Raw genomic sequence first — 21,392 nt, forward strand, 5'->3', positions numbered from 1 at the left:
CATCCTCTCCATGGGCGAAATCGTGACTTCCAAGTCCCTGCGCTATGCCGGGGACCGGATGAACCAGGCCATCGTCAACTACATCAAGGCTAACCACCAGCTCTTGATCGGGATGCGGACGGCGGAAGCCATCAAGGTTGAAATTGGTACCGCTACTGATTCAGACCCGGACGCAAGCATGAATGTCCGCGGCCGCGACACGATTGACGGCCTGCCAAAGCAGATCAAGGTAAACAGCTCTGAAGTAACTGAGGCCCTGCAAGAGGGCCTGCAAAGCATCATTGACACTACCAAGCAGGTTCTGCAGGAAACGCCGCCGGAATTGTCCGCTGACATCATCGACCGCGGGATTATGATCACCGGTGGTGGCGCCTTGCTGAAGAACATCGACAAGCTGATTGCCGACAGCCTGCAGATTCCGGTTTTGATCGCTGAATCACCGCTTGAATCAGTTGCTTTGGGCACTGGTATCCTGCTGCAGCATATTGAAAAGCACGAACGTCACTAATAATGCGTCAAATAATGATTCTTCTAGTCCGCTTTTACCAGCGGGCAATCTCACCAATTTTGCCGGACAGCTGCCGTTTCTACCCGACCTGCTCCAGCTATATGATCACTGCTTTGGAAAAGCATGGTCCGCTTTTAGGATTGCTGATGGGCCTGGCAAGGATCCTGCGCTGCAATCCTTTTAACCGCGGCGGGGTGGATCCAGTACCGGACAAGTTTACCCTTTTGCGCAATCCCCACCCAGAAGAATATGAGGACGAAATTATTGCCAGAAAATTCCACAGTCACTAACGAGGAGGGAATATGTCAAGAAATCAAGAAAACATCGGGATCGAGGTCAACGAACTGTCTGGCCGCCGGGTACCGACTTGGGAAGTAGTCATTCCAAAGAAGCGCCAGATCGGCTTGATCGAGCAGGTTGATGGCAAGTTCCGGGTAACCAGCAGCAAGTCCAAGAACGTGATGTTTGCCAAGAGCCTTGATGCCGGCATCAACGATCTGCTGGCCTACTTCACCTTGCACGAAAAATAATTTTTACGAATAAAGTGATAGTTAATGGCAAAAGTTCAAGAAGAAAGCAAATGGTATGACCGCATCGCCTGGGGAGTTATCATTCCCGTGGTCTTGCTGTCATTCGTCAGTTTCTATTCAATTTACAACGCGTCAGTCAATGACTCGACCTATGGGACGCCAACTAGAACAGTGGCCATGCAGATTGTCTGGTACACGGTTTCCTGGCTGATGGTGGCCTTCATCGTCCGCTTTGACGCCGAGCAGATCTTTAAGCTGGCCCCCTATCTGTATGGCTTGGGGATACTCATGCTGGTCGCGGTCCTCTTCCTGTATGACCGGACAACGGCTGCCAGCAGCGGGGCCAAGAGCTGGTTCGTCGTCGGACCTGTCAGCTTCCAGCCCTCAGAAGTCATGAAGCCGGCCTTTATCTTGCAGCTGGCCCGGGTCGTCAGAGAGCACAATGCGCGCTATGCCCACAACCTTAGAAATGACTGGCTCTTGATCGGCAAGGTCATGGCTTGGTTCCTGCCGGTGGCCATGCTGCTTATGCTGCAGCCTGACTTTGGGACCACCCTGGTCTTTGTCGCGATTACCGCGGGGATTCTCCTGGTTTCAGGGATTTCCTGGAAAATCATCATCCCGGTCTTTCTGTTCATGGTGGTCGTGGGCGTCGCTGTCATCCTCCTGGTCTTTACCAGTGAAGGGCAGATGATTCTGCGCCACTACTTCAAGACCTATCAGCTGGAAAGAATCAAGTCCTGGAGTGACCCGTCAGGGGACAACTCCAACAGCGCCTACCAGCTCTGGCAGAGCATGAAGGCGATCGGGTCCGGGCAGATTTTTGGCAATGGCTTTAATAATATCAAAGTCTACGTGCCAGTCCGGAACTCAGACATGATCTTCTCCGTGGTCGGCGAAAGCTTCGGCTTTGTCGGCGGGGTGGCCTTGATCGGAATTTACTTCATCTTGATCGTGCAGATGGTCAAGATCACTTTCTCTACCAAGAACGCCTTCTATTCATATGTGTCCACAGGGATTATTATGATGATTTTGTTCCACGTCTTTGAAAATATCGGCATGAGCATTGATTTACTGCCCCTTACCGGGGTGCCCCTGCCATTTGTTTCACAGGGTGGGTCAGCCTTGATCGGGAATATGATCGGGATTGGCTTGATCCTCTCGATGAAGTGGCACAATAAGGACTACATGTTTAGCACGGCTGGCGACTTTTAACTGAATTTTTGAGAGCATACGAAAACCGCCTCGGTCAATCGACCGGGGCGGTTTTATTTATTTTACTGGACTTAGTCCAAGCCAGCCTTGTTGTGTCGAACAACCAGGATGTCGCAGTCAGCAGTTCTGGTGACGTATTCAGTCACGCTGCCGATGAGCAGGCGTTCAACGGCGTTCAAGCCGGTCGCGCCGATGACGATCAGGTCGATGTCATGCTTCTTCGGGAATTCTCGGCTGATGATGGCCTTTGGTGAGCCGAATTCGATGGAGTAGTGGACTTCCTTGACGCCGCTGTCTTGGGCAGACTGGTAGTACTTTTCCATCTTCTTCTTGGCGTCGTTGGAAACCTGCTCAACCATGGCTGAGTCAAAGCTGGAAACGTTCTGGAAGGACCGCGTGTCGATAACGTGGAGAATTTCCAGGCTGGCGTTCATGTGCTTGGCAACCGTTACGGCCTTCTTGAAAGCCAGGTCAGCTTCCTTGGAACCGTCAACGGCAACTTGGATATGTTTGTATTGGTATTGTTTAGTCATTTTTGCCACCTCTTCCTGTCTCTATTTTACCAAAAAAATGAAAGCATTTTAATAAATTTACTGATTGTTTTGCGAAAGCAGGAGGGCGAAGATAAAAATCGTCGCTGAGCCTAAAAAGAGGGTGATCAAGTTGAGATACTTGTTGTCAAAGAAGAGCAGGACGATTCCCAAGACGCTGATCGCCAGGAGCGTCCACGAGCAGATGGTCATCAAGCTATGGAGCTCCGGGGAGCTGGAGACGTCGAAGACCAGGAAGGCGCCGTTTCTCCGGTGCCAGAGGTACCAGGCGGTCAGCAGCAGGCAGGCGATAAAAATAATCATGAAAGTACGGATGTAGAGCATTGGTTAAACTTTCTAGTTTTCACAGGAAGTGAAAACACACTGAGTAAGCTAGTGGCAGGAATAAACAAAAGAAGCGGCCCGAAGGACCGCTGTTATTGTCTAAGAAAATCCGAGTTGACCAAAGCATAAATGGCGCTGTTGATCCCGTAAAGAATTCACAAAATCCGGCCCGTCGCGCAGTGAATATGGATTCTGCGTGAGCAGCATTCCGATTCAGTAGTTACTGACAGGCCACCACGTCCTTAAGTTTGATCGGTCAACTAATTACAAATAAGCTTTCTGACGATCAACTCAGATCACTTATTATAATATAGAACCCAGCAGCCTTTGTCAAGTAAAATTATAGCGCTTTCATTTGCCCTTAAGGCCTGCTTTCTGCAGGTCATGCAGGCGCTGGTACTGGCTCTTAAAAGCCGCTTCAAATTTGCTCTCGCCCTTAGGGGCAAAATACTGCTTGCCTTGCATGCGGTCAGGCAGATAAGCCTGGGCCACCCAGTTGCCTGGATAGTCGTGGGGGTAGAGGTAGCCAGTCCCGTGGCCCAGCTTGCTGGCCCCCTTGTAGTGGGCGTCTTTCAACTGGTCGGGAATCTGGCCGACATTGCTTTGGCGGATGTCGGCTAAAGCCGCATCAATGGCCGTCATCGCAGAATTGCTCTTAGGAGACAAGCAGAGCTCGATAACAGCGTTGGCCAGGGGGATCCGGGCTTCCGGCAGGCCCAGCTGCTGGGCCGCCTGTACGGCCAAAATAGCCCGCTCACAGGCCGGGGGATTGGCCAGGCCGATGTCTTCGTAGGCAATCACGCTGAGGCGGCGGCAGATTGAGACCAGGTCACCTGATTCTAGCAGCCGGCCCAAGTAGTGCAGGCCCGCGTCAGTATCTGAGCCCCGGATGGACTTTTGAAAGGCGGATAAGAGGTCGTAGTGGCCGTCCCCGTCAGCGTCAAAGTTCTGGATCTTCATTTGCAAGGAATCCGCCATGTCATCCAGGGTGACCGTGAAGGAGAAGGCATCTTTGCCCTCAGCTTCCAGTTCCTGCTTGGTCGACAGGACTGCCAGCTCCAGGCTGTTTAAAGTGGCCCGCAGGTCTCCGTTGCCCTTTTGCGCCAAAAATTCTCCTGCTTCTTTCGTCAGCTTGGCATGGTATTTGCCCAGACCTCTTTCTTCATCGGTTAGGGCCCGGTCAACAGCCGTCAGGATCTCTTCCTCAGTCAACGGCTTCAGTTCAAAAATCTGGCAGCGGGACCGGATGGCCGGGGAGATGGCCAGGTAGGGATTTTCCGTGGTTGCCCCGATCATAATCACCTGGCCGGATTCAAGCAGCGGCAAAAGAAAGTCCTGCTTGACCTTGTTGAGCCGGTGAATTTCATCCAGCAGCAGAACGACCGTCCCGCTCATCTTGCCTTCAGCGGCGACCTGGGAGAGTTCCTTTTGCCCGTCAGTCGCCGCGTTGAGCTGGCGGAAGGCATACTTGCTGCTGCCAGCAATCGCGCTGGCGATGCTGGTCTTGCCAATGCCGGGCGGGCCGTACAGGATCATGGACGAGAGCTGCCGGGCCTCAACCATCCGGCGGATGATCTTCTTAGGACCGACCAGGTGCTGCTGGCCGACGACCTGGTCGATGGACTGGGGCCGCATCCGGTATGCTAAGGGCTTCATTTATTGCCCCCGAAGAATCTGGCCAAAAAGCCCTTTTTCTTTGGAGCAGGCAATTTCTCAGCCGGCAGGGGCGGGGCGTAGACCTGGGTCAATTCGATCCGCATCCGGTTGATGGCCTCCTTGCTGACGACCAGGATGGCGGAATCATCATCGCCTTTTCTGGCACTTTCGTCATTGACCAGGCAGAAGGGAACCTGCTCCTTGCTGGCCCGGCTTTCAATCTGGCCGATAAAGGTCGGGTTGGGGGTGTTGGCGTTGATCAAAATGGTGTAGCCCTTGTAGTCGGCAAAGTGGTCCATGAAGAGTTTGGTCAACTTGGCGTCTTCACAGTCCTTGATGGTCATGCGCACGAAAACCCGCTCCCTTAAAGAACCCAAAAAGCGCCGCCGCTCATCGGGCCTGGTCTGCGGAGTAATGCCATTCGCGGCGTTTTCGACTCTTTTGGTTAAATCTTCAGTCATGGCTTGATCCTTTCTAAAAATTAATACTGTCTTTTTCTGGCTCTAAAGCATATTATAACTGAACTTTTTGGGCAAGAAAAAAGCCTTTCCCAAAACTGGGAAAGACTTTGAAGCCGAATTGATATTACAGCAACTTGTTGTAGTATTCAACAACCAGGGCTTCGTCAATTTCTGGTTCCATTTCGTCACGTTCTGGGAAACGAACCAATTGACCTTCCATCTTGTCTTCGTCAAATGAAACAAATGATGGACGTGAAGCAACAGCTTCCAAAGCGTCCTTAACTTGTTGCAGGTTCTTTGACTTTTCCTTCAAGCTAATGGTTTGACCAACTTTAACTTCGTATGAAGGAATGTCAACGCGCTTGCCATCAACAGTGATGTGGCCGTGGTTTACCAATTGACGGGCTTGTTCACGGGTAGTAGCCAAGCCGAGACGGTAAACAACGTTGTCCAAACGACGTTCAAGCAAGATCATGAAGTTGATACCGTGTTGGCCTTCACGGATCTTACCAGCGCGGACAAACAAAGTACGGAATTGGCGTTCGTTCAAACCGAACATCCAGCGCAGCTTTTGCTTTTCGTGCAATTGCATGCCGTATTCTGAAAGACGGCCGCGGTGGTTAGGACCGTGTTGACCTGGAACGTATGAACGACGAGCAAGTTCCTTGCCAGTGCCTGACAAAGAAATACCCAATCTTCTTGACCGCTTCCAACTTGGACCAGTGTATCTTGACATATAAAAATTCCTCCAATAAAAACAATAAAAATTGTTGGAGTAAAATAATCACAATATAAGCTCAACATTCGTGCATCCCGAGTTTACATTTTCGCCCGTGCAGCGTGGGTTACTCGTTCACTAAACGTCCCGGGATGTTGACGTTCTTGTCGCTTACGGCTGCAAATATTTTACACGTTGACCATTATAAGGGCTTTAGGCCCGGAAAGCAAGAAAAAAACGCAGAAAGTCTGGCAAAGTAGAAATGTTTCGGGGGCTAGTTTGGTATAATTAACTTTAGTTCGGAGGAGAAAGATATGTCATCAACACAATCTCTACTACTCATCACTTTAATTATCACGATCATCGTAGTGGTCATGGCCATGCTTTTGATCAACCGCCGGCAATTGCGCGATATTGAAGAGCTCGATAATGAGCTGGGCAATATGGAAGACCTGCACCTGGAGCGGGCGATTGGCAAGCTGGACCAAATGGAACTGGCTGGGGAAAGCCTGGCTACCCTCAATACCTGGAAGAAGAGCTACCAGAAGGCGGCTGAGCTTTTTCCGGAAATCCAGCGCTTGATTGAAGACGGGGCGGACGAAAATGCCCGCTACCGCCTGGTCAAGTCCCACCAAAGCATTAAGCAGGCCAGAGAACTGGTTGACTCTGTTTCTGAAGATGTCAAGAATTCATCCGACGTCTTCACCCAGCTTTTGGAATCAAACCGGGAAAACAAGGCCCAATATGACGAATTGATGCAGAGCTACCGGGAAATCCGCAAAGAAATTCTGGCCGATTCCTTTGACTACAGCGTGGCCCTGGAAGAAATTGAAAACCGCCTGTCAGCCATGGAGGAAGATTTTGCCCAGGCCAAGAACCTGTCAGCCCAGGGCGACCATGTCGAGGCTAAGCGGGTCTTGTCAAAGATCCGGGCGGACCTCACGGCCTTAAAGACCAAGCTGCCAGAAGTTAAAGAGGATCAGCACGACCTGCAGACCGTTTTTGCTGACCAGCTGGATGAAATCGCGGCTGGCTATAAGGAAATGCGGGATGCCAAGTACGGCTTCGGCAGCCTGGACGTTATGCTGGAAATCAGGCAAAGCAACGACCAGATCGACCGGTCCCTGGCGGCTTTGGCCCAGCTGGACTTAGAAGAGACCAGCAAAAAGAAGGTCGAAAAGGAAATCAAGACCCTCTACGGAATCCTGGAGAAAGAATACAAGGCCCGGCCTTTTGTGGAAAAGAACCAGGACAAGCTGCAGCGGCTCTTGACTCACCAGCAGACCGTCAGCCAGCAGCTGATCAAGAAACTGCGCCATATCGACGAAAGCTATGAACTGACCCACGGGGAACTGGACGAAAGCCGGGAGCTTGAAAGAGAAGTCCACAAGATGGATTCTGACTACATCCGGGCCAGCCAGCGGATCGCTGACGGCCGGGCCGTCTACTCTGAAGTCCAGGACGACTGGATCAAGATCCTGGGCCGCCTGCAGGAGATTGGCAAGCGCCAGCAGGAATTGTCGGAAGCAGTTGACGGCCTCTATGAGGCGGAAGAAGTGGCTCAGCGGTCAATCAAGGAATTCAAGCAGCAGGTCTCTTTGGTTTACCGCCACCTCAGCCGGCAGAATCTGCCGGGGATTCCGGAAGGTTTTTTGCAAATGTACACCCTGGTCATTAATGAAATCAGCAAGACCAGCGGGGAGCTCAACCAGGTCCGGATCAACATGGAGAAGATCTCTGAAGAACTGGTGCAAATCTCAGATGACGTTGATCGCCTGCAAAGAGAAGCGGAAGACATTATCAGTTCAGCCAATCTTTTTGAACTGACCATGCAGTATTCCAACAAGTTCCTGGACAATGAAACTGTCGTCCGGGCCCGCAGAAATGCCATGAAGCTGTATGACCGGGACTACAACTACAAGGATGCCCTGGACACGATCGCCACGGCGGTGGAGCGGGCTGAGCCAGGCAGCTACCAGCGGATTGAAAATGCCTATTATCAAGAGCAAAAAGAACTTATTGATTGAAGCCAAGCGGATTTTGGACTAAAATAGAATATCATTTGTAATTAAGCGGTCATTAAAATGGCTGCTTTTTTAAGGAGCAAGAAGCGTGATTTATTTTGACAACAGTGCCACGACCAAGATGGCGCCTGAAGCATTAGAGACCTACAGCCAGGTGGTGACCAAGATCTGGGGCAACCCTTCCAGCCTGCACAAGCTGGGTGACCGGGCCCATGGCCTGCTGGAAGCTTCCCGCAAGCAGGTTGCAGACTTGCTGGGAGTAAATACCGACGAGATCTACTTTACTTCCGGCGGGACGGAATCCAACAACACGGCCATCAAGGGGACGGCCTGGGCCAAGCGGGAATTTGGCAAGCACATCATTACCTCATCCGTTGAGCATGCCTCAGTGGCTAATACTTTTACCGAACTGGAAAACCTGGGCTTCCGGGTTACCCGCCTGCCAGTTGACAAGGAAGGCCGGGTTAATCCGGAAGACTTGAAAGCGGCCTTGGACAAGGATACGACCTTGGTCTCCATTATGGGCGTCAATAACGAAATCGGGACCATCCAGCCGATCAGGGAAATTTCTGAAATCCTGGCAGACTACCCGAACATCCACTTCCATGTTGATAATGTCCAGGCTCTGGGCAAGGGGATCTGGGACCAGGTCTTCACCTCCCGGGTCGACATGATGAGCTTTTCTTCCCACAAGTTCCATGGCCCGCGCGGTATCGGCATTTTGTACAAAAAGCGCGGCCGGATGCTGATGCCTTTGTGTGAAGGCGGCGGCCAGGAGAAGGGTTTGAGAAGCGGGACGGAAAACCTGGCAGCCATCGCGGCCATGGCCAAGGCAGCCCGCTTGCTTTTGACGGACGAAAAGGAAAAGGCGGACAGAGAATACGCCATTAAGGAAAAGATCAGCAAGTACTTGACAGGTAAGCCGGGCATCCATATCTTCTCTCCTTTGAAGGCAAACTTTGCCCCCCACATCCTCTGCTTTGCTTTAGAGGGGATCCGGGGCGAGACCCTGGTCCACACTTTGGAAGACCAGGACATCTACATTTCCACCACTTCTGCCTGCGCCTCAAAGAAGGCGGACGAAGCCAGCACTTTGGTGGCGATGAAGACGCCAGACGCGATCGCCACCAGTGCCGTCCGGCTTAGCTTTGACGAAAGCAATACTTTAGAAGAAGCAGACGAATTCATCGCGGCTTTTGACGAGATTTACCAGCACTTTGCCAAGATCAACCACTTAGGAGAATAAATTTGCAATACACAGAAATCATGATTCGCTACGGCGAACTGTCCACCAAGGGCAAGAACCGGAAGGACTTTATCAACCGTCTTGCCAGCAATGTCCAGAAGGTTTTGCATGACTTCCCGGATCTGAAGATCCAGACCCACCACGACCGGATGCACATCCTTTTGAACGGGACCCCTTTTGAGCCGGTAAATGACCGCTTAAAGGTCGTTTTCGGGATCCAGACCTATTCCCCAGTCATCAAGACTGAAAAGAGCCTGGAAGCCATTGAAAAAACTGCCCTGGAACTGATGCAGGCAACTTACAAGGCCGGCATGACCTTCAAGGTCAATACCAGAAGAAGCGACCACAAGTTTATCTACGACACTAACCAATTGACCAGAATGGTGGCTGACTACCTTTATAACCACATGGAAGGCCTGCAGGCGGAAATGAAGCACCCGGACATGGTCCTGCTTTTGGAAATCCGCCAGGACGGAGCCTACATCTCCAACCAGCTTCTGCATGGGGCAGGCGGGATGCCAGTTGGCACGGCCGGCAAGGCAGTGATGATGCTGTCCGGCGGGATCGACTCTCCGGTAGCTTCCTACCTGGCCATGAAGCGGGGCGTGAACATCGAAATGGTTCACTTCTTCTCACCGCCGTACACTTCTGAAAAGGCCCTGGCCAAGGCCAAGGAACTGACCAGCGTTCTGGCCAAGTACAGCGGCCGGATCAACTTCATCGAAGTACCTTTTGCTGAAATCCAAGAAACGATCAAGGAAAAGCTGCCTGAGGGCTACTTGATGACTGTTCAGCGCCGCTTCATGCTGCGTCTAGCCGATATTATCAGGGAAAAGCGGCACGCTTTGGCCATCTTCAACGGGGAATCAGTTGGCCAGGTGGCTTCCCAAACCTTGGAATCCATGGCAGCCATCAATGACGTGACGACCACTCCAGTATTGCGGCCAGTTGCCACCATGGACAAGACTGAAATCATCGCCAAGGCCGAAGAAATCGGGACCTTTGACTTGTCCATCCAGCCATTTGAAGACTGCTGCACCATCTTTGCCCCGCCGCGGCCAAAGACCAAGCCAAAGATCGACAAGGCCCGGGAATATGAGAGCCGCCTGGACGTTGACGGCTTGATTGAGCGGGCCTTAGCCGGGGTCAAGGTTACTCCGATCTACCCGGGCCAGAGCTTCCTTGACGACCTGGCTGAAGAAGACGCGGACCTGCTTTGATGCTGCGCCTGGACAAATTTTTGGCCAACATGAAGGTGGGCTCCAGGTCCCAGGTTCATGAGATCATTAAGGCCGGCCAGGTGACGGTCAACGGGAAGGTCTGCCGGTCAGCCAAGCAGAAGGTGAAAGAGGATGCGGAAGTTCTGGTTAATGGCCAGGCAGTTATATACCAGCAATACCACTACTTTTTGCTCAATAAGCCAGCTGGCGTCTTGTCGGCAACAGAAGACTCCCGGCAAAAGACAGTCCTGGACCTGCTAAAAGACCAGGACCGTTATCAAAAAATCGCTCCAGTGGGCCGCTTGGACAAGGACACGACCGGCCTCTTGCTTTTGACCAATGACGGCCAATTGGCCCACCAGCTCCTGGCTCCGGAATACCATGTGCCTAAGACCTATTACGCGCTTTTGGCCGGAGTAGCTGACGAAGAAACGGCCAAGACAATTGCGGCAGGCCTCACTTTAAAAGATGGAACGGAATTAAAGCCGGGCCAGCTGAAGATCTTGCGGCAAGACAAGGACCAGGAGCAGTCAGAAATCGAGATCACCATTACCGAAGGCAAATACCACCAGGTCAAGCGGATGTTTGCCTCCCAGGGGATGAAGGTCTTAAAGCTTAAGCGGCTGAGCATGGGGCCTTTGACTTTGCCGGCTGATTTAGCTCCTGGCTCTTACCGGCCTTTGACAGAAGAAGAGCTGGCGGCCTTAAAGCAAGTTGCCCTTTAATGGCTGAAAAAATTATGCTATACTTTGTGACAAAGCCAAGATCAAGAGGTGGCGCTTCATGACAGAGAAAGGTCATTTAAGCTGAGAGACCGGAAGGCGCCTGGTAGCTTGATTCGCTGGCCGGCTGAACCAGGAGTAAGCCGGTCCGGTACCCGCGCCGTTACCGCGTTTAAGCGGAGCATTATGCTCAATTTAGGTGGTACCGCGGTTATATATCGTCCTAGACATTTACTTGTCTGGGACTTTTTTTTGGAGGAAATTTATGACAGAATTAGCACCAAAATACAACCCGCAAGAGGTTGAAGCTGGCCGCTATCAAGAATGGCTGGACGAGGACTTGTTCAAGCCGTCCGGTGACAAGAAGGCCAAGCCTTACTCAATCGTTATCCCGCCGCCAAACGTTACTGGCAAGCTGCACCTGGGCCACGCCTGGGACACGGCAATTCAAGACACCTTGATCCGCTACAAGCGGATGCAGGGCTACGACACCCTTTACCTGCCAGGCATGGACCACGCCGGCATCGCCACCCAGGCCAAGGTTGAAGCCCGCCTGCGTGAACAAGGTGTCAGCCGCTATGACCTGGGCCGGGAAAAGTTCGTGGAAAAGGTCTGGGAATGGAAGGACGAATACGCCAACATCATCAAGAGCCAGTGGCAAAAGCTGGGTCTGTCCCTGGACTACAGCCGGGAACGCTTCACTCTTGACAAGGGCCTGTCTAAGGCTGTCCGCCGGGTTTTCGTTCAGCTCTATAATGAAGGCTTGATCTACCGGGGCGAATATATCATCAACTGGGACCCGAAGCTGCGGACGGCTTTGTCTGACATCGAAGTTGTCCACCAGGATGACCAAGGGGCCTTCTACCACATCAACTACCCGCTGGCTGACGGTTCTGGCAGCGTGGAAATTGCTACTACCCGGCCGGAAACCATGTTTGGTGACACGGCCGTGGCTGTTGCCCCAGGGGATGAGCGCTACAAGGACCTGGTGGGCAAGAAGCTGATTCTGCCGCTGGTTGGCCGGGAAATCCCGATCATTGAAGACCAACACGTCGACCCGGAATTCGGGACCGGTTTGGTAAAGATCACTCCCGCCCACGACCCGAACGACTTTGAAGTTGGCAACCGGCATGACCTGCCGCGGATCAACGTGATGAACGATGACGGGACCATGAACGACAAGGCGGGCAAGTACGCCGGCATGGACCGCTTTGACTGCCGTAAGCAGCTGGTTGAAGACCTCAAGGCTGAAGGCTACTTGATCAAGGTTGAACCAATCGTTCACTCAGTTGGCCACTCTGAACGCTCCGGCGTGCAAGTTGAACCCCGCCTGTCCACCCAATGGTTCGTCAAGATGAAGCCACTGGCTGACAAGGTTTTGGAAAATCAAAAGGGTGAAGGCAGAGTTAACTTCGTGCCTGACCGCTTTGAAGGCACTTTGGAGCGGTGGATGGAAAACGTCCACGACTGGGTCATCTCCCGCCAGCTCTGGTGGGGCCACCGGATTCCTGCCTGGTACAACAAGCAGACCGGGGAAATGTACGTCGGTGAAGAAGCGCCAGCAGACATTGAAAATTGGGACCAGGACCAGGACGTTTTGGACACCTGGTTCTCCAGTGCCCTCTGGCCATTCTCAACTTTGGGCTGGCCGGATGAAGACACAGCTGACTTCAAGCGCTACTTCCCAACCAACGCCCTGGTAACTGGCTACGACATCATCTTCTTCTGGGTTTCCCGGATGATCTTCCAAAGCTTGCACTTCACCGGCGAGCGGCCATTTGACAATGTCGTTTTGCACGGCTTGATTAGAGACGAGCAGGGGCGGAAGATGTCCAAGTCCCTAGGCAACGGGATCGACCCAATGGACGTCATCGACAAGTACGGCGCTGACGCTTTGCGCTGGTTCCTGTTGAACGGGACCGCGCCTGGCCAGGACACCCGCTTCAGCTACACCAAGATGGACGCTGCCTGGAACTTTATCAACAAGCTCTGGAATGCCAGCCGTTTCGTCATCATGAACCTGCCGGAAGATGCCAAGCCAGCCCAAAAGCCGGATACCAGCAAGTTTGACCTGGCTGACGCCTGGATTTTTGACCGCTTGAACCACACCGTTAAGGAAACTAACCGCCTCTTTGACGAATTCCAATTCGGGGAAGCCGGCCGGGAAATGTACAACTTCATCTGGAACGACTTCTGTGACTGGTACATCGAAATCTCCAAGGTTGCCCTCTACGGCGACGACGCAGAACTGAAGGCCAGAAAGCAGGCCAACTTGACCTGGATTCTGGACCAGATTCTCCGCCTGATCCACCCAATCATGCCATTCGTGACGGAAAAGCTCTGGCTGTCCATGCCGCATGAAGGCAAGTCCATCATGACCGCTGCTTACCCGGAAGCCCACACTGAATTTGACAATGCCAAGGCTGACGAAGACATGGCCTTCTTGATCGAAATCATCAAGGCTGTCCGGACCATCCGGATGGAAGTGAACGCTCCAATGTCCAGCGCCATCGACATCTTGATCCAGCTGGATGACGAAAAGAATGAAGCAATTCTGCGGGACAACATGGAATACGTGGAAAACTTCCTGCACCCGAAGAAGCTGGAAATCTCCGGCAAGATCAAGGCGCCGAAGTTAGCTAAGACGGCTGTGATCGCCGGGGCCCAGATCTTCGTTCCACTGTCAGAACTGGTTGACCTGGACGAAGAAATCGCCAAGATGGGCAAGGAAGAAGCCCGACTGGAAGCTGAAGTTGACCGGGCAAGCAAGAAGCTGGCCAACAAGGGCTTTGTTGACCACGCGCCAGCTGCCGTGGTTGAAAAGGAGAAGGGCAAGCTGGCCGAATATGAAAGCCAGCTGGCCGGCGTCCGTGACCGCATCAAGGAATTGAAAGAAAGTCGTTAAAGACGTGAAATTTAGGACAGTTAATGAACTTACCGCTTACCTCTATCATTTGCCGCGCTTGCACGAAAAGAGCGACCTGACCTATGTCAAAAGGGTGCTCAAGGCTCTGGGGGATCCCCAGGACAAGGTCAAGTGCTGCCACATTACTGGAACCAACGGCAAGGGCTCAACTGCATATTACCTGAGCAATCTGCTCCAAAAGGCCGGTCAGCAGACTGGCCTTTTTGTTTCGCCCTTTATCATCCGCTTTAACGAGCGGATCCAGCTGAACGGGCAGGCAATCGCGGATGAGGACCTGCTGGAAGTGGCAAATGAAGTTGAAGCCGCAGTAGGCCACTTGCGGGAAGAAGAGGCAGATTTTGCCCTGGTGACCTTTGAATATGAAGTTGCCATGGCCTTCCTCTTTTTTGCCAAGCAAAAATGTGATTACGCGGTTATTGAAGTCGGCATCGGGGCCGAGCATGACAAGACCAATGTGATGACGCCAGTGGTCAGCTTGATTACCACTATCGGCCTTGACCATGAGCAGATCATTGGACCGACTTTGGCTGATATTGCCAAAGAAAAGAGCGGGATCATCAAGCCGGCTGTCCCGGTCATCCTCGGTGACATCCCAGCCAGCGTAAAGGGAATCGTTGAAGAAAAAATAACTAAATCAGCTAGTCCTTCTTACTGGCTGGGCCGGGACTTCCAGGTCAAGGAAGAAAAAGCAGGCTATGAGCTTGCAGTTGCTGGGCAAAATTACCAGTTGCCGGCCTGGCCCCGGCCAGAAGCTAAAGACGCGGCCATGGCCTTGGCAGCTTTTGACCTTTTGCCGCTTACTTTAAGTGAAAAGGCAGCTGAAGCCGCCTTAACCCAGACCACGGTTCCTGGCCGCTACCAACGCCTGGAAAAGGCGGGATGCAGCTTTTTATTGGACGGGGCCCACAATGTCCAGGCTGGAAGCGAACTTTTGCCATATGCCCGCCGCCTGGCCAAGGATAAAGGCGGACGGCTTTTGGTCTTAGCTGGCATGATGAAGGACAAGGACTTGAGTGACTTTCTGACTCTGCTGAAAAATGAAAAAGTCACCTTGACCAGCCTGGCTTACCCGCGGGTAGCTAAAAAAGCTGACTTCCCGGCCTGGGTCCAGGAAAAATTTGCCTATGAGGGCGATTTGGGCCAGGCATTAAAGCAAGTGATGGCGGAAGCTGGAGACCGGGACTTGATCTTGGTTACGGGTTCATTTTACTTGGTCAGCGCGGTCTTGCAGCTTCTGCAGAGTGCCTGAGCATGAAGGGGGAAAATATGCGTGTTGCAGGTTTAAAGACGGACAAGCAGGGGGTCATTTTTGACATGGACGGCCTCCTGGTCAACTCCGAAGAGCTCTACTGGCAGGCCAATATCCAGGCCGCCCGGGAATACAAGCTGGGCATCAGCGATGATGCTTACCTGGACCTGGTTGGAGCCAGCGTCAAGGCCATGGATTCCTTTTATGAAAAATATTTTCCAAGCGATGAGGTCCGCCAGGCTTTTGTCAAGCGGACCGACGACCTGGTCTGGGAATGGACCGACCAGGGCAAGCTGAAGCTGAAGGCCGGGGTCAAGGAGGCTCTGGAGCACTTTAATGACCTGGGCTTAACCGTCGGGATCGCCAGCAACAACTATAAGAGCGTGGTTGACCACAATCTCTGGGTGACCGGCTGCCGGAACAGCTTTGACTTTATCGTCACCCATGACGAAGTTGCTGAGAAAAAGCTCCGGTCCAAGCCTTTCCCGGACCTCTATCTGGCTGCCCAAGAGCGCAGCGGCCTGGGTAAAGACCAGCTCTTGATCTTTGAAGACTCCAGCATGGGGGTCGAAGCGGCGGAAAATGCTGGGATTGACTGCGTCATGATTCCCGACATCAAGCCCGCTTCAGCCGAAGACCGGGCCAGAGCCCAGCTGATTTGCCCGGACTTTTTTGACTTTTTGAAAAAAATTTCTTAGTTTTTGGCGTAATTAGTAGTAGAGCGTAAAAATAAGGAGGAAATGCAAATGACCGAAACTACGCAAAACTACTATTATGTTGAAAGTGACCGTGACCTGCTCAAGCTGCTCTTTGACCAGCTGCCTTGCCAGAGTCTGGAAGACCTGTTGCAGCTACTGGATCAAAAGCACATTGCCAGCTTCAAGGACATCTTGGACTACACGTCAGGACCGGACTGCCCCAATGATCTGGCCTTGACCATCGAGGTGGCCATGGACCGATTGCGGAGGACTGACATGCGGCGCAGCTCTGACTGGGCCAGCAGCTCTAAGATTGGCAACTACCTGGCTAATAAACTGCTGGGGCAAAAGCAGGAGCAGTTCTGGGTCCTCTATTTTGACCAGCAGCAGAATCTCCTGGGGGAAAAAATGCTTTTCCAAGGCACCCTGGACCGGTCCTGGGTTCACCCCAGAGAAATCTTCCGCTGGGCGGTGGTCTACGGCTGCGCCAGCATCATCGTGGCCCACAACCATCCCAGCGGGGCGCTGACCCCGTCAGACAATGACCTGGAATTGACCAAGGGCTTGAAAAAAGCCAGCAAGATCATGAAGATCACCTTTTTGGACCACTTCATCATCGGCGGGGGTGAATATTTGAGCCTGCGGGAGCGGGAATTGTTTTAAAATTAGCTTAATTTTCCGCCAATCCATGACTTTCACGGGTATTATGCTATAATTAAGCAAGATTAAGCGAGTAAATAGGGAGAGATATCCGTGTTTGGATTAGGTTCAAAGAATATCGGTATTGACCTGGGTACCGCCAACACCCTGGTCTACGTTGAAGGCAAAGGCATCGTTTTGCGTGAACCTTCAGTTGTTGCCAAGAATACCAAGACTGGCGAAGTTATTGCAGTAGGTTCAGAAGCCAAGGAAATGATCGGCAGAACTCCAGGCTCAATCGTGGCTATCCGCCCGATGAAGGACGGGGTTATCGCTGACTATGACACGACCGCGGCCATGCTTAAGTACTTTATGGGCAAGACGGTCGGCAATTCCAAGCCGTCAGTCATGATCTGCGTGCCTTCAGGCGTTACTGAAGTTGAAAAGCGCGCTGTTATCGAAGCTGCCCGGGTGGCAGGGGCCAGAGAAGCTTACGTGATTGAAGAACCATTCGCCGCAGCTGTTGGTGCCGGTTTGCCGGTTATGGAACCAACTGGTTCCATGGTCGTTGACATCGGTGGTGGTACGACTGACGTAGCCACTATTTCCTTGGGCGGAATTGTTTCTTCAACTTCCATTCGCCAGGCTGGTGACAAGTTTAACCAAGCAATCACCAACTTTGTGCACAGCAAGTACAACCTGCTGATCGGTGAAAGAACCACTGAAGACATCAAGATCCAAATCGGTTCAGCTTCTGTTGAAGCAGCCAAGGAAATCGAATCAAAGACCATCCGCGGCCGGGACCTGGTGTCAGGCTTGCCAAAGTCATTGGAAATCAGTGCCGTTGACGTTGCAACTGCTATTCAAGACGTTGTTCAAGACATCATTGTTGCGATCAAGGAAACCTTGGAATTGACTTCTCCTGAAATTGCCGCAGACGTAATTGACCATGGTATCGTCCTGACCGGTGGTGGTGCCCTGCTCAAGAACTTGCCAGAAGTCATCTCTGACGCGACCAAGGTGCCTGTCTTCATCGCTCAAGATCCGCTTGACTGTGTAGCAATCGGTACCGGTGAATCTTTGAAGCACCTGGACGTAATGCGGAAGACTAGCAGATAAGAAATAAGAAAACCGGCCTCCGAGCCGGTTTTTATATTGGATGGGTATTTATGAAGAATTTTTTTCAAAACAGAAAAATGCTGGCGGCTTTCGGGACCGTGGCAGTTTTGGCAGCCCTGCTGGGCTCAACGGTGATGCTGAGAAACAACCTGAGCGCGCCGCTTTTGATCCAGCGCCTGGGCAATGACATCGTCTCCGTGGGCTCAAGAATCGTGAGCGTGCCGGTTTCCTGGTTTACTGACGGAATTGACAGCGTCAAGGACTTGCAGAACGCGGCTGATGAAAACAGTCACTTAAAAAAGAAGGTGGATGAGCTGGCCCAGGTCGAAGCCAGAAATGCTGCCCTGGAAAAGGAAAACAAGCAGCTGAAAGCTGCCGCTGGAATTAAAAAGACCTTGACCGGCTACACGACCACGACTGCTTCAGTAATTTCCCGCTCCAGCGACAGCTGGTCAGAAGTCTTGACCATTGACAAGGGCAAGAGCTCCGGCTTGAAGAAGGACATGGCGGTCATGTCCGGCGGCGGCGTGATTGGCCGGATCCTGGAAGTCGACGCGGCCACTAGCAAGGTGGAACTGATCACCACGACTGACAGCTCAGCCAACCGTTTTGCCGCGCAAGCCACGACAGACACGGACAAGGTTTTGCACGGGATCATCAGCGTCCAGTCAAACGGCACTTTGACCTTTACCCAGGCCTCCAGCTCAAGCAAGCTGAAGAAGGGAACCAAGGTCTACACCAGCGGCCTAGGCGGGACTTCACCGAAGGGGCTTTTGATCGGGACGGTGGCGGAAACCACCAAGGACAGTTTTGGCCTGTCTGACTTGATCACGATCAAGCCGGCCGGCAATTTGAGCGACGCGTCCGTGGTAACGGTCGTCAAAAGGAGCGTGGCTGGCTAATGCGGATTTTCAAGCAATGGGTTTTGGCCATCGCCCTTTACCTGGCTCTAGTTATGGAGGGGACCCTGTCCGTTTACCTGCAGCCGGCCTTGACTTACCAGCACGGCCGGGCGGGGTTCTTGCTCCTGCCAATCGCCGTTTTGATCATCGCCTATGAAGACGAAAGAAACGAGAAGGAAATCTGGCTGGCCCTGGCGGCCGGGGTAGTTGCCGACCTCTACTTCTGGGGGATCATCGGGATCTACACCTTTATCCTGCCGGCCCTGTCGGCTTTTGGCCGCTGGTATGCCCGGGTCTTTCCAGAACTCTTCGTTTTCCGCCTGCTGGGCAACATCGTGGCCATTACTGTCAGCTGCCTTTACACCTGGCTGGTTTTCCGTTTGATCGGCTGGACTGATTTGACCTTGAAGGCCATCGGCTTCAGCCTCTTATACACGGCCGGCTGGACGACCGGGATCAGCCTGGCAACTTACTGGCTTTGGGCCAAGCTGGCCAGATCTTATCCTTTCCTGGTTGACCTGGACAATTACCGGTATTAATGAGCAATAAAAAAGCGGCCAGCGTGAAGCTGACCGCTTTTGAGCGTATTGCAGATTTATTGGGCAGTTAAGTAATAAAAAACAGAGGCTGCCACGCCAAAGAGCGTGATCAAAGCCATCAAGACTACCATGAAATTCTCAATATTTTGAAATGTTGACTTTTTCTTTTTACGTGCCATAGAAGCCTCCTATATGAGAGTGATTATAACCTTTTTGGCGACGATTTGCAATTTCCTTGCTGCACTTTAAGAGAAAAATAAAAATGTGCTAAACTAGCTAGCAGATGGAGGAAAATTATGCTGATGATATTCTTATTGCCGGTCTTTGGCCTGGCTTGTGCCTACCTGGTCAACCTGATCTGGCCTAATGCCGCCTTTAAAGGCTATGACGTCATGCCTTTCTTTTTGATCTACGCCTGTCAGCTGATGACCAACTTAAAGGGCGTGCCATCCTTTTTACCGGCCGGCTTTTTGCTTTACTTCATATTGATATTGCTGGCCGCCATCAGATGGGCCATGATCAACAAGAACATTTCCTTAGGGAAGATGTTCCGCCAGTTCTGGTCCTACCTGGATGCCTGCAGTTTCTTTTGGTATTGCGGATTGATTTTGGTCGTTATGATCTGACAAATTACTGTCAGCCGCTTAGCGCGGCTGGCAGTTTTTTAATTTTTTCGGAAATCTGCTTGTGCTTTTCAGATATTGTGGTTTAAAGTGGGGATTTGTGGTAAATTGTTAACAGAAGGGAGGAGTCTGCCATGTTCATGGGCGAATACCAGCACAATTTGGACGCCAAAGGCCGTTTGATTATCCCGGCCAAGCTGCGTGAACAGATTGGGCCAGCCATGGTTTTGACCCGGGGCATGGAAGGCTGCATTTTTGGCTATCCTTTGACGGAATGGGCCAAGATCGAGGCCAAACTGGCCAAGCTTCCCTTGACGAAGAAGAACGCGCGAAGCTTTACCCGGATGTTTTATTCCGGCGCTATGGAAGGCGAATTCGACAGGCAGGGGAGAATCAACTTGTCCCCCACCTTGAAGAAGCACGCCGGACTGGTCAAGGAATGCGTCATTGTCGGCGTCTCCAACCGGATTGAAATCTGGGCTAAGGAGCGCTGGGAAGAGTATTCTGACGAAGCCAACGAAAGTTATGATGAAATTGTGGAAGATTTGGACGATATCGAGTTATAAAGATGGAATTTAAGCATACTAGCGTGTTATTGCACGAAACAATCGACAACCTGGCCCCACAAAGCGGCGGCACATATGTGGATGCCACCTTCGGCGGGGGCGGGCATGCAAGATACCTGCTTAGTAAGCTGGACAAAGGAAATCTAATCGGTTTCGACCAGGACCAGTACGCGATTGACACCGCCCAGAGCAATTTTGCTGCCTTTTTAAAAGAAGACAGCCAGCCCCGCCTGCAGCTGGTCCACAACAACTTCAGTCATTTAAAAGAGGAGCTGGCCAAGCTGGGGATTAGCGGCATTGACGGCATCTACTACGACTTGGGTGTTTCATCTCCGCAATTGGACCAGGCTGAACGCGGTTTTTCCTACCGTTTTGACGCAAGGTTGGACATGCGGATGGACCAGAGCCAGGACTTTGATGCTTACCAGCTGGTAAACCAGTATGACCAAAAGCAGCTGGCTGACGTCCTTTACCGCTACGGCGATGAGAAGTTTTCCCGGCAGATCGCCAGAAAGATCGTTGAAAAAAGACAGGTCAAGCCGATTGAAACTACTTTTGAGTTAGTGGAGATCATTAAGGAAGCAATTCCGGCAGCAGCCCGCCGCAGCGGCGGCCACCCGGCCAAGAAGAGCTTCCAGGCCATCCGGGTGGAAGTTAACCACGAGTTGGACGTTTTGCGGGCATCTTTAGAAGAAGCCATCAGCCTGCTCAATCCCGGCGGCCGGATCTCCGTCATCACCTTCCAGTCTTTGGAAGACAAGATCGTCAAGCAGACCTTCAAGAAGTATTCAGAAGTTGAAATTCCCCGCGGGATGCCGGTTGTGCCCGAGGGGATCAAGCCAACTTTACGCCTGGTCAACCGCAAGCCGATTACGGCCAGCGAGGAAGAACTGGCGGAAAACAACCGATCACACAGTGCAAAGTTAAGAGTAGCAGAGAAGTTATAAAGAGGACCA

Annotated in this window: 24 protein-coding genes; 18 read left to right on the forward strand and 6 right to left on the reverse strand. The window is 52.2% G+C overall.

Translation table 11 applies throughout. The features are described 5' to 3' along the window. The 4 genes from FD23_RS10080 to FD23_RS00780 form a co-directional block, all read left to right on the forward strand. Positions 1–508, forward strand: a 508-nt coding sequence (locus FD23_RS10080; RefSeq protein ID WP_236743853.1) for a rod shape-determining protein, incomplete at its 5' end; no start/stop codon positions are given. Positions 509–510: 2 nt separating this feature from the next. After that, complete coding sequence (gene yidD / locus FD23_RS00770) at positions 511–798, forward strand: membrane protein insertion efficiency factor YidD (RefSeq protein ID WP_003617406.1); 288 nt, start codon at positions 511–513, stop codon at positions 796–798. A gap of 12 nt (positions 799–810) precedes the next feature. Then, positions 811–1,038: a DUF2969 domain-containing protein gene (locus FD23_RS00775; protein WP_002880076.1), complete on the forward strand. Its 228-nt coding sequence runs from the start codon at positions 811–813 to the stop codon at positions 1,036–1,038. Between the two features lie 24 nt (positions 1,039–1,062). Then, positions 1,063–2,253, forward strand: coding sequence for an FtsW/RodA/SpoVE family cell cycle protein (locus tag FD23_RS00780; protein ID WP_025895158.1), 1,191 nt, complete (start codon positions 1,063–1,065; stop codon positions 2,251–2,253). A gap of 71 nt (positions 2,254–2,324) precedes the next feature. Here the strand turns inward: FD23_RS00780 and FD23_RS00785 are convergent, their stop codons facing one another. The 5 genes from FD23_RS00785 to rpsD all read right to left on the reverse strand — a co-directional run bounded on the left by FD23_RS00785 (position 2,325) and on the right by rpsD (position 5,981). Beyond that, entirely contained in the window at positions 2,325–2,786 is a 462-nt protein-coding gene (locus tag FD23_RS00785; RefSeq protein WP_013439316.1) for a universal stress protein, read from the reverse strand. A gap of 57 nt (positions 2,787–2,843) precedes the next feature. After that, positions 2,844–3,128, reverse strand: a complete 285-nt coding sequence (locus tag FD23_RS00790) for a hypothetical protein (RefSeq protein ID WP_025895156.1) — start codon at positions 3,126–3,128, stop codon at positions 2,844–2,846. 351 nt (positions 3,129–3,479) lie between these two features. Beyond that, positions 3,480–4,784, reverse strand: coding sequence for a replication-associated recombination protein A (locus tag FD23_RS00795; protein ID WP_025895154.1), 1,305 nt, complete (start codon positions 4,782–4,784; stop codon positions 3,480–3,482). Beyond that, entirely contained in the window at positions 4,781–5,245 is a 465-nt protein-coding gene (locus FD23_RS00800) for a YueI family protein (protein WP_052933610.1), read from the reverse strand. Before FD23_RS00800 ends, FD23_RS00795 begins: the two co-directional genes overlap by 4 nt. Before the next feature lie 124 nt (positions 5,246–5,369). Then, positions 5,370–5,981, reverse strand: a complete 612-nt coding sequence (gene rpsD / locus FD23_RS00805) for a 30S ribosomal protein S4 (protein WP_025895152.1) — start codon at positions 5,979–5,981, stop codon at positions 5,370–5,372. A gap of 296 nt (positions 5,982–6,277) precedes the next feature. On the opposite strand from rpsD, the gene ezrA reads away from it, so the two are divergent. The 11 genes from ezrA to mreD all read left to right on the forward strand — a co-directional run bounded on the left by ezrA (position 6,278) and on the right by mreD (position 19,247). Further along, a complete protein-coding gene (gene ezrA / locus FD23_RS00810; RefSeq protein WP_025895151.1) occupies positions 6,278–7,990 on the forward strand; it encodes a septation ring formation regulator EzrA in 1,713 nt (570 codons plus the stop codon). A gap of 85 nt (positions 7,991–8,075) precedes the next feature. Continuing rightward, positions 8,076–9,233, forward strand: coding sequence for a cysteine desulfurase family protein (locus FD23_RS00815; RefSeq protein ID WP_025895150.1), 1,158 nt, complete (start codon positions 8,076–8,078; stop codon positions 9,231–9,233). A 2-nt stretch (positions 9,234–9,235) separates the two neighbouring features. After that, positions 9,236–10,453 carry a tRNA uracil 4-sulfurtransferase ThiI gene (gene thiI / locus FD23_RS00820; protein WP_025895149.1) on the forward strand — a complete coding sequence of 406 codons (1,218 nt, stop codon included), beginning with the start codon at positions 9,236–9,238 and terminating at the stop codon, positions 10,451–10,453. Continuing rightward, positions 10,453–11,178 (forward strand): pseudouridine synthase, encoded by a 726-nt coding sequence (locus FD23_RS00825; RefSeq protein WP_025895147.1) that lies wholly within the window; start codon positions 10,453–10,455, stop codon positions 11,176–11,178. The genes thiI and FD23_RS00825 overlap by 1 nt, the downstream gene beginning before the upstream one ends. 262 nt (positions 11,179–11,440) lie before the next feature. After that, positions 11,441–14,080 carry a valine--tRNA ligase gene (locus FD23_RS00830; protein ID WP_052933611.1) on the forward strand — a complete coding sequence of 880 codons (2,640 nt, stop codon included), beginning with the start codon at positions 11,441–11,443 and terminating at the stop codon, positions 14,078–14,080. Between the two features lie 4 nt (positions 14,081–14,084). Then, positions 14,085–15,350 carry a bifunctional folylpolyglutamate synthase/dihydrofolate synthase gene (locus tag FD23_RS00835; protein ID WP_025895146.1) on the forward strand — a complete coding sequence of 422 codons (1,266 nt, stop codon included), beginning with the start codon at positions 14,085–14,087 and terminating at the stop codon, positions 15,348–15,350. Between the two features lie 2 nt (positions 15,351–15,352). Further along, positions 15,353–16,048 carry an HAD family hydrolase gene (locus FD23_RS00840; RefSeq protein ID WP_080988395.1) on the forward strand — a complete coding sequence of 232 codons (696 nt, stop codon included), beginning with the start codon at positions 15,353–15,355 and terminating at the stop codon, positions 16,046–16,048. 48 nt (positions 16,049–16,096) lie between these two features. Beyond that, the gene (locus FD23_RS00845) at positions 16,097–16,711 is read left to right on the forward strand and encodes a JAB domain-containing protein (protein WP_016396348.1); all 615 of its coding nucleotides are present in this window, start codon (positions 16,097–16,099) and stop codon (positions 16,709–16,711) included. Positions 16,712–16,801: 90 nt separating this feature from the next. After that, positions 16,802–17,806 carry a rod shape-determining protein gene (locus FD23_RS00850; RefSeq protein WP_025895145.1) on the forward strand — a complete coding sequence of 335 codons (1,005 nt, stop codon included), beginning with the start codon at positions 16,802–16,804 and terminating at the stop codon, positions 17,804–17,806. 50 nt (positions 17,807–17,856) lie between these two features. Further along, entirely contained in the window at positions 17,857–18,708 is an 852-nt protein-coding gene (gene mreC / locus FD23_RS00855) for a rod shape-determining protein MreC (protein ID WP_025895144.1), read from the forward strand. Next, a complete protein-coding gene (gene mreD, locus FD23_RS00860) occupies positions 18,708–19,247 on the forward strand; it encodes a rod shape-determining protein MreD (protein WP_013439332.1) in 540 nt (179 codons plus the stop codon). Before mreC ends, mreD begins: the two co-directional genes overlap by 1 nt. A gap of 56 nt (positions 19,248–19,303) precedes the next feature. Here the strand turns inward: mreD and FD23_RS09070 are convergent, their stop codons facing one another. Next, positions 19,304–19,426 carry a DUF4044 domain-containing protein gene (locus FD23_RS09070; RefSeq protein WP_044880470.1) on the reverse strand — a complete coding sequence of 41 codons (123 nt, stop codon included), beginning with the start codon at positions 19,424–19,426 and terminating at the stop codon, positions 19,304–19,306. Positions 19,427–19,543: 117 nt separating this feature from the next. Between FD23_RS09070 and FD23_RS00865 the strand changes: the two genes are divergently transcribed. The 3 genes from FD23_RS00865 to rsmH all read left to right on the forward strand — a co-directional run bounded on the left by FD23_RS00865 (position 19,544) and on the right by rsmH (position 21,383). After that, complete coding sequence (locus FD23_RS00865; RefSeq protein ID WP_025895143.1) at positions 19,544–19,873, forward strand: DUF3397 domain-containing protein; 330 nt, start codon at positions 19,544–19,546, stop codon at positions 19,871–19,873. Between the two features lie 131 nt (positions 19,874–20,004). After that, positions 20,005–20,436, forward strand: a complete 432-nt coding sequence (mraZ, locus tag FD23_RS00870) for a division/cell wall cluster transcriptional repressor MraZ (protein WP_025895142.1) — start codon at positions 20,005–20,007, stop codon at positions 20,434–20,436. A gap of 2 nt (positions 20,437–20,438) precedes the next feature. Then, positions 20,439–21,383: a 16S rRNA (cytosine(1402)-N(4))-methyltransferase RsmH gene (rsmH, locus tag FD23_RS00875; RefSeq protein WP_025895141.1), complete on the forward strand. Its 945-nt coding sequence runs from the start codon at positions 20,439–20,441 to the stop codon at positions 21,381–21,383. The last annotated feature ends 9 nt before the right edge of the window (positions 21,384–21,392 follow it).

The sequence above is a fragment of the Lactobacillus delbrueckii subsp. delbrueckii DSM 20074 = JCM 1012 genome (genome assembly GCF_001433875.1).
GTDB classification, from domain to species: Bacteria; Bacillota; Bacilli; order Lactobacillales; family Lactobacillaceae; genus Lactobacillus; species Lactobacillus delbrueckii.

Bases quoted from the DNA above. Each gene is read 5' to 3' on its own strand.
- yidD (WP_003617406.1), top strand. From the start codon at position 511: ATGCGTCAAATAATGATTCTTCTAGTCCGCTTTTACCAGCGGGCAATC.
- FD23_RS00775 (WP_002880076.1), top strand. From the start codon at position 811: ATGTCAAGAAATCAAGAAAACATCGGGATCGAGGTCAACGAACTGTCT.
- FD23_RS00780 (WP_025895158.1), top strand. From the start codon at position 1,063: ATGGCAAAAGTTCAAGAAGAAAGCAAATGGTATGACCGCATCGCCTGG.
- FD23_RS00785 (WP_013439316.1), bottom strand. From the start codon at position 2,786: ATGACTAAACAATACCAATACAAACATATCCAAGTTGCCGTTGACGGT.
- FD23_RS00790 (WP_025895156.1), bottom strand. From the start codon at position 3,128: ATGCTCTACATCCGTACTTTCATGATTATTTTTATCGCCTGCCTGCTG.
- FD23_RS00795 (WP_025895154.1), bottom strand. From the start codon at position 4,784: ATGAAGCCCTTAGCATACCGGATGCGGCCCCAGTCCATCGACCAGGTC.
- FD23_RS00800 (WP_052933610.1), bottom strand. From the start codon at position 5,245: ATGACTGAAGATTTAACCAAAAGAGTCGAAAACGCCGCGAATGGCATT.
- rpsD (WP_025895152.1), bottom strand. From the start codon at position 5,981: ATGTCAAGATACACTGGTCCAAGTTGGAAGCGGTCAAGAAGATTGGGT.
- ezrA (WP_025895151.1), top strand. From the start codon at position 6,278: ATGTCATCAACACAATCTCTACTACTCATCACTTTAATTATCACGATC.
- FD23_RS00825 (WP_025895147.1), top strand. From the start codon at position 10,453: ATGCTGCGCCTGGACAAATTTTTGGCCAACATGAAGGTGGGCTCCAGG.
- FD23_RS00830 (WP_052933611.1), top strand. From the start codon at position 11,441: ATGACAGAATTAGCACCAAAATACAACCCGCAAGAGGTTGAAGCTGGC.
- FD23_RS00840 (WP_080988395.1), top strand. From the start codon at position 15,353: ATGAAGGGGGAAAATATGCGTGTTGCAGGTTTAAAGACGGACAAGCAG.
- FD23_RS00845 (WP_016396348.1), top strand. From the start codon at position 16,097: ATGACCGAAACTACGCAAAACTACTATTATGTTGAAAGTGACCGTGAC.
- mreC (WP_025895144.1), top strand. From the start codon at position 17,857: ATGAAGAATTTTTTTCAAAACAGAAAAATGCTGGCGGCTTTCGGGACC.
- mreD (WP_013439332.1), top strand. From the start codon at position 18,708: ATGCGGATTTTCAAGCAATGGGTTTTGGCCATCGCCCTTTACCTGGCT.
- FD23_RS09070 (WP_044880470.1), bottom strand. From the start codon at position 19,426: ATGGCACGTAAAAAGAAAAAGTCAACATTTCAAAATATTGAGAATTTC.
- FD23_RS00865 (WP_025895143.1), top strand. From the start codon at position 19,544: ATGCTGATGATATTCTTATTGCCGGTCTTTGGCCTGGCTTGTGCCTAC.
- mraZ (WP_025895142.1), top strand. From the start codon at position 20,005: ATGTTCATGGGCGAATACCAGCACAATTTGGACGCCAAAGGCCGTTTG.
- rsmH (WP_025895141.1), top strand. From the start codon at position 20,439: ATGGAATTTAAGCATACTAGCGTGTTATTGCACGAAACAATCGACAAC.